This is a genomic window from Rhodothermales bacterium (genome assembly GCA_013002345.1).
Classification (GTDB): Bacteria; Bacteroidota; Rhodothermia; order Rhodothermales; family JABDKH01; genus JABDKH01.
On sequence record JABDKH010000354.1, the window covers coordinates 1 to 4,429 of the forward strand.

At 57.8% G+C, this 4,429-nt stretch carries 5 protein-coding genes; 1 reads left to right on the forward strand and 4 read right to left on the reverse strand.

Features of this window, described 5'->3' with window-relative positions; all coding sequences use genetic code 11:
- The first annotated feature begins 203 nt into the window (after positions 1-203).
- Positions 204-737, forward strand: a complete 534-nt coding sequence (locus HKN37_16665) for a hypothetical protein (protein NNE48286.1) — start codon at positions 204-206, stop codon at positions 735-737.
- 6 nt (positions 738-743) lie between these two features.
- On the opposite strand, the gene HKN37_16670 is transcribed toward HKN37_16665, so the two are convergent.
- The 4 genes from HKN37_16670 to HKN37_16685 all read right to left on the reverse strand — a co-directional run.
- A complete protein-coding gene (locus tag HKN37_16670) occupies positions 744-2,102 on the reverse strand; it encodes a HAMP domain-containing histidine kinase (protein NNE48287.1) in 1,359 nt (452 codons plus the stop codon).
- A 114-nt stretch (positions 2,103-2,216) separates the two neighbouring features.
- The gene (locus HKN37_16675; protein NNE48288.1) at positions 2,217-3,518 is read right to left on the reverse strand and encodes an adenylosuccinate synthase; all 1,302 of its coding nucleotides are present in this window, start codon (positions 3,516-3,518) and stop codon (positions 2,217-2,219) included.
- A gap of 135 nt (positions 3,519-3,653) precedes the next feature.
- Positions 3,654-4,010 carry an STAS domain-containing protein gene (locus HKN37_16680; protein NNE48289.1) on the reverse strand — a complete coding sequence of 119 codons (357 nt, stop codon included), beginning with the start codon at positions 4,008-4,010 and terminating at the stop codon, positions 3,654-3,656.
- A 29-nt stretch (positions 4,011-4,039) separates the two neighbouring features.
- Positions 4,040-4,429, reverse strand: a 390-nt coding sequence (locus HKN37_16685; GenBank protein NNE48290.1) for a protein translocase subunit SecF, incomplete at its 5' end; no start/stop codon positions are given.

The following is a 4,429-nucleotide window of genomic DNA, read 5'->3' on the forward strand; positions in this document are numbered from 1 at the left end:
TTGACGGACTGCCGGATGACTGGCTAAAGGACTCGCTGTCGGCCATATCCCGGCAGCTGCCTCGCGCCTCCGACGGGCTTCGGTCGCGAATCGCGGCATCGGCCGGACCACAGGTACGCACTGCGCAATCGACAATTTCCGTTGATGCACCGGCTCGCGACGGTGCCAGCGCGCCACGGAAACGCCGCAGTCCAGTGCGACCCATGTCGATCCTCGTCGGCATCGCCCTCGTGCTCGCCGTCGGATTTGGAGCGGATTATCTTCATTCGACGCTCAGTGAGGAGCCCGAGCAAGACTTGATCGTCCTTGCCGCACGCAAGGCTGACTCCTTTCGATTTGACCTTCGCACCTCATCGCGCGATCGAGGTGAACGGTTTCTGCAGACGCATACCGGCGTTCAATCCCGCATTCCCGAGATTGACGGGGCGACGCTCGGTGGCGTGGGGATAGAAGAGATTGCGCCGGGCGTACACGCTCCTGCGGTTCGATACGTCGACGACTCCACCGGCGCGAGTATCACGCTCTATGCTCTCTCGTATCGATTCCTGGATGCCAATCCCTCCATACTGCTGTCGTCGGACGTGCGATCCCAGATCCAGAGTGAATCGAATTTTGACCTCCACAGCCTGCGATCAGCGCAGGTACTTGTGTGGCGCAAAAGGTCCAGTATCTACCTGGCCGTTACGAAAATTGACGGGCGCGAGCTACAGAGCCGAATCCCGGCTCCCTCCGACTGACCAGGGCTAACTTGAGGGGATCGATATACGGAATGTCGATCCATGTCCCGGCCTCGATTGAAGCAGTATCAGCTCGCCACCGTGATAGTCCTCCACGATGCGCTTGGCGAGGCTCAGTCCGAGGCCCCAACCTCTCGTCTTGGTCGAGAATCCAGGACGGAAGATGAACTTCCATTCGCGCCGGTCAATGCCCTTGCCAGTGTCCTCGACATCCACATGCACTTGTTCGCCCTCTCGTCGCGCGCGAACCTCGATCCTGCCCTCTCCTCCTTCCAGAGCATCCAGGGCGTTCTTGAGCAAATTCTCCACGACCCACTCAAATAACTCCGGGTTCAGCGGGACTGTTAAACCCGGTTCCAGATCGACAACAAGCTGAACGTCTTTCCCTTTCCGCGGCAACCTGCGCTGCATGTAGTCGACGGTGCTACCGACCACTGATTCCAGGCTCTCCACCGACAGTCTCGGCATAGAACCGATGTCCGAGAATCTGCTTGCGACGCGCTTCAATCGTTCGACATCCTTGTCTATTTCGTCGACAGCATCCTTTCGCTGGTCTTTCCCGACATCATCGGATCGCAAGATCTCGGTCCAGCCCATCAGGCTCGAAATCGGAGTCCCCAGCTGATGTGCCGCCTCCTTGGCCATCCCAACCCACAGGCTGCTCTGCTCACTTCGCCGCACGTAGGAGAACCCGAGATAGCCAACGAGAATGAACAGTCCGACGAACAGAAACTGGATGTACGGATACCACCGCAGCTCACGGACCATCTGTGATTCACCGTAGTGAACCTGTTGCGTCAGCCCGATTTCCGGCATCCCCGGAAACGTGATTTCGATCAGAATGGGTGCGTACGTAGAGTCCATGTCGGCGATTCGCGACCGTATGCGTACGGAATCCCTGGATGACAGACTATTGCCGGCGGAATCGAGTCCGTGCAAGTTGCGCCAACTCAGGATTTCACCCGTCCGCCCGTCGGTCACGATCGCCGGAATGTCGAAGGCATTGGGGACGAGGATGTCGTCCATGATGAAACTGAGCTCACTGGCCGGCGGCATGCTCTGGGCCCAGGAGATCGCTTCCAGCAGGGCCGGCAGCCGATCTGCGGACGTGTTCTCACCGGCCGGCGGCATCGCCCGGAGCCGACTCTGAATCTCAGACAGTTCAGCCTGATAGGGATTGACTGATTGGAGCTGGGCCTTGGGCAGTTGAACCAGGGCGTTGGCCCAGAGGCGAACGACCGACTGTTCGCGGTCCTTCAGTCGGTTGACCAGTTGATGGGTGTACGCGAGCGAAACGACGGCGATGACGATCGCGAATAGAATGAGGCCAATCTTCAGCTTGGCGGAAACACGGTATGCCTTCATGCGGTCGGGGCCGGATTGTGCACCGGTCAGAGTGGTTCTCGGTAACGCCAACGCGGGGAGCGTCAGTCGGTAGCACCCCGCCCGAATCAAATGCGCTTCGCGCCGGGGAGTTCGTCAGACCGGCGACACGATCTCAGCGAGATCTCGCACAATGGTTTGCGCTCGCTTCGGGCCGGTGGAGATCGTGCGAATCGGTACATCCAGGAAGCTGGATATGAATTCCAGGTAGGTCTGCGCCTGTGCCGGTAGATCTTCGTAACTCCGCGCAGCGGTGATATCTTCATCCCAGCCTGGAAACGACTTGTAGATCGGACGAACTTTCTCGAGCGTCTGCACCTCGCTGGGAAAGCGCTGGGTCTCTTTGCCCTCGATCTCATAGGCCGTACAGACCATGATCTCGGACATACCTGTCAGCACGTCCAGCTTCGTGATCGCCAGGTCCGTGAATCCGTTGATCATGCTCGTGTAGCGAAGCGCAACAAGGTCGAGCCAACCACACCGCCTCGGTCGGCCGGTCGTGGCGCCGAACTCTCTTCCCACCTTGCGCAGCACATCTCCCGAAGCATCTTCAAGTTCTGTTGGGAACGGGCCATTCCCCACTCGCGTCGAGTACGCCTTCACGATGCCGATCACACGTTCGATCTCAGTGGGTGGGACACCAAGTCCTGTGCAACATCCTCCAACAGTCGGATGGCTTGACGTCACGAAGGGATAGGTCCCGAAATCGACATCCAGCAGGGAGCCCTGCGCCCCTTCGGCCAGAATGCGCTTGCCGTCTTTCAGCGCCTGACCGAGGTAGTGACTTGTATCGGTGACGTAGGGGTCGATCAGCTGGTCAAACTCTACGCACTCTTCGATGATGGCATCAACGTCCAGCTCGGCGGCCCCGTAGATTCCCTTCAGAATTGCGTTCTTCTCTTCAATGGCGATCGTCAGTTTCTTCCTGAGCACGTCGCGGTCCAGCAAGTCGACCACGCGTATACCGGTGCGGGCGAACTTGTCCATGTAGGCAGGCCCTATTCCCCGGCCCGTGGTGCCGATTGCGCCGGCATCTCGTGCACGTTCACTGGCCTCCTCTACCTTCTTGTGATACGGCATAATGAGGTGGGCATTATGCGAGATGAAGAGCCGCCCGTCGACTTCGTAGCCCAGCTCGCGAATCATTCTGATTTCGTCAATGAGGGCGCCCGGGTCAATCACCACCCCGTTACCGACGACGCAGCTCACGCCTTCATGAAAGATCCCGCTTGGAACGAGGTGGAGAACGAATGTCTTGTCGCCCCACATGATGGTATGGCCGGCGTTAGCGCCCCCCTGATACCTGGCGACAATGTCGATCTCGTGACTCAGCAGGTCGACGATTTTTCCTTTGCCTTCGTCGCCCCACTGACTTCCTATGACAACCGTAATTGGCATGTGCTCACGTACAGCTGATTAGAACCGTGCAAACAAAACAAAAGGCGACGGGCACGCCCGCCACCTTGGGTTTCGAGTTTTAGCTGGCGGTCGTACCCGCCACGAATACCAGAAGTGAAGATGAGTCCTGCCGTACTATTTCGCCGGGGTCTCCTCCTCATAGCTAGCCACGGCGTCTTTGACAGACGGATAGTGTTTGAACACCGTGATGAGTTTAGTCACAATCAGGAGCGACTGGATTCGGTCGGCAACATTCGCGAGGCGCAGGTCGCCTCCGGCGTTGCGCATCGTGGTCATGCCGCTGATCAACATGCCCAGGCCGCTCGAGTTCATGAACTTCGTTTTCGAGAGATCAATGACCACGTTGTTCTGTCCTTTCTCTCGCAGCTCGTGGAGTGTGTTATGGAGGTCCGCGCCATCGGGACCGCCCATGACGTTGCCCTTGAGCGTAATGACAACCGCGTTATAGCGCTCGTCGACGTTGTAGTTCATCGCTATGAAGACTCGTTCGTGATACGCCTTTATTTGCGTCGGCCGGTGGCCTTTGCCCGCGCACGCAATTCAACAACAACGGGCGAGGCAACAAATATTGACGAGTAAGTTCCGATCAGGATACCGATGATAAGCGCAAATGCAAACCCCCGGAGTACCTCTCCACCGAATATAAAGAGCGTGCCTACCACGAGCAAGGTCGTGCCGGATGTCACGAATGTGCGGCTCAGGGTGTTGTTTATCGAGCGGTTGACCATGTCTCCGTAGGGCTCGGTCTTGTAGATGTTCGAGTACTCCCTGATCCGATCGAAAATCACAACGGTGTCGTTCAGGGAGTATCCTACAATCGTCAGGAAGGCAGCAATGATCGACTGGTCGATCTGCATCGAAAACGGCACGATGCCATACAGCGCCGAGAA

Excerpts from the sequence above, each read along its gene's own strand:
- HKN37_16675 (NNE48288.1), bottom strand. The coding sequence starts at position 3,518 with ATGCCAATTACGGTTGTCATAGGAAGTCAGTGGGGCGACGAAGGCAAA.
- HKN37_16670 (NNE48287.1), bottom strand. The coding sequence starts at position 2,102 with ATGAAGGCATACCGTGTTTCCGCCAAGCTGAAGATTGGCCTCATTCTA.
- HKN37_16680 (NNE48289.1), bottom strand. The coding sequence starts at position 4,010 with ATGAACTACAACGTCGACGAGCGCTATAACGCGGTTGTCATTACGCTC.
- HKN37_16665 (NNE48286.1), top strand. The coding sequence starts at position 204 with ATGTCGATCCTCGTCGGCATCGCCCTCGTGCTCGCCGTCGGATTTGGA.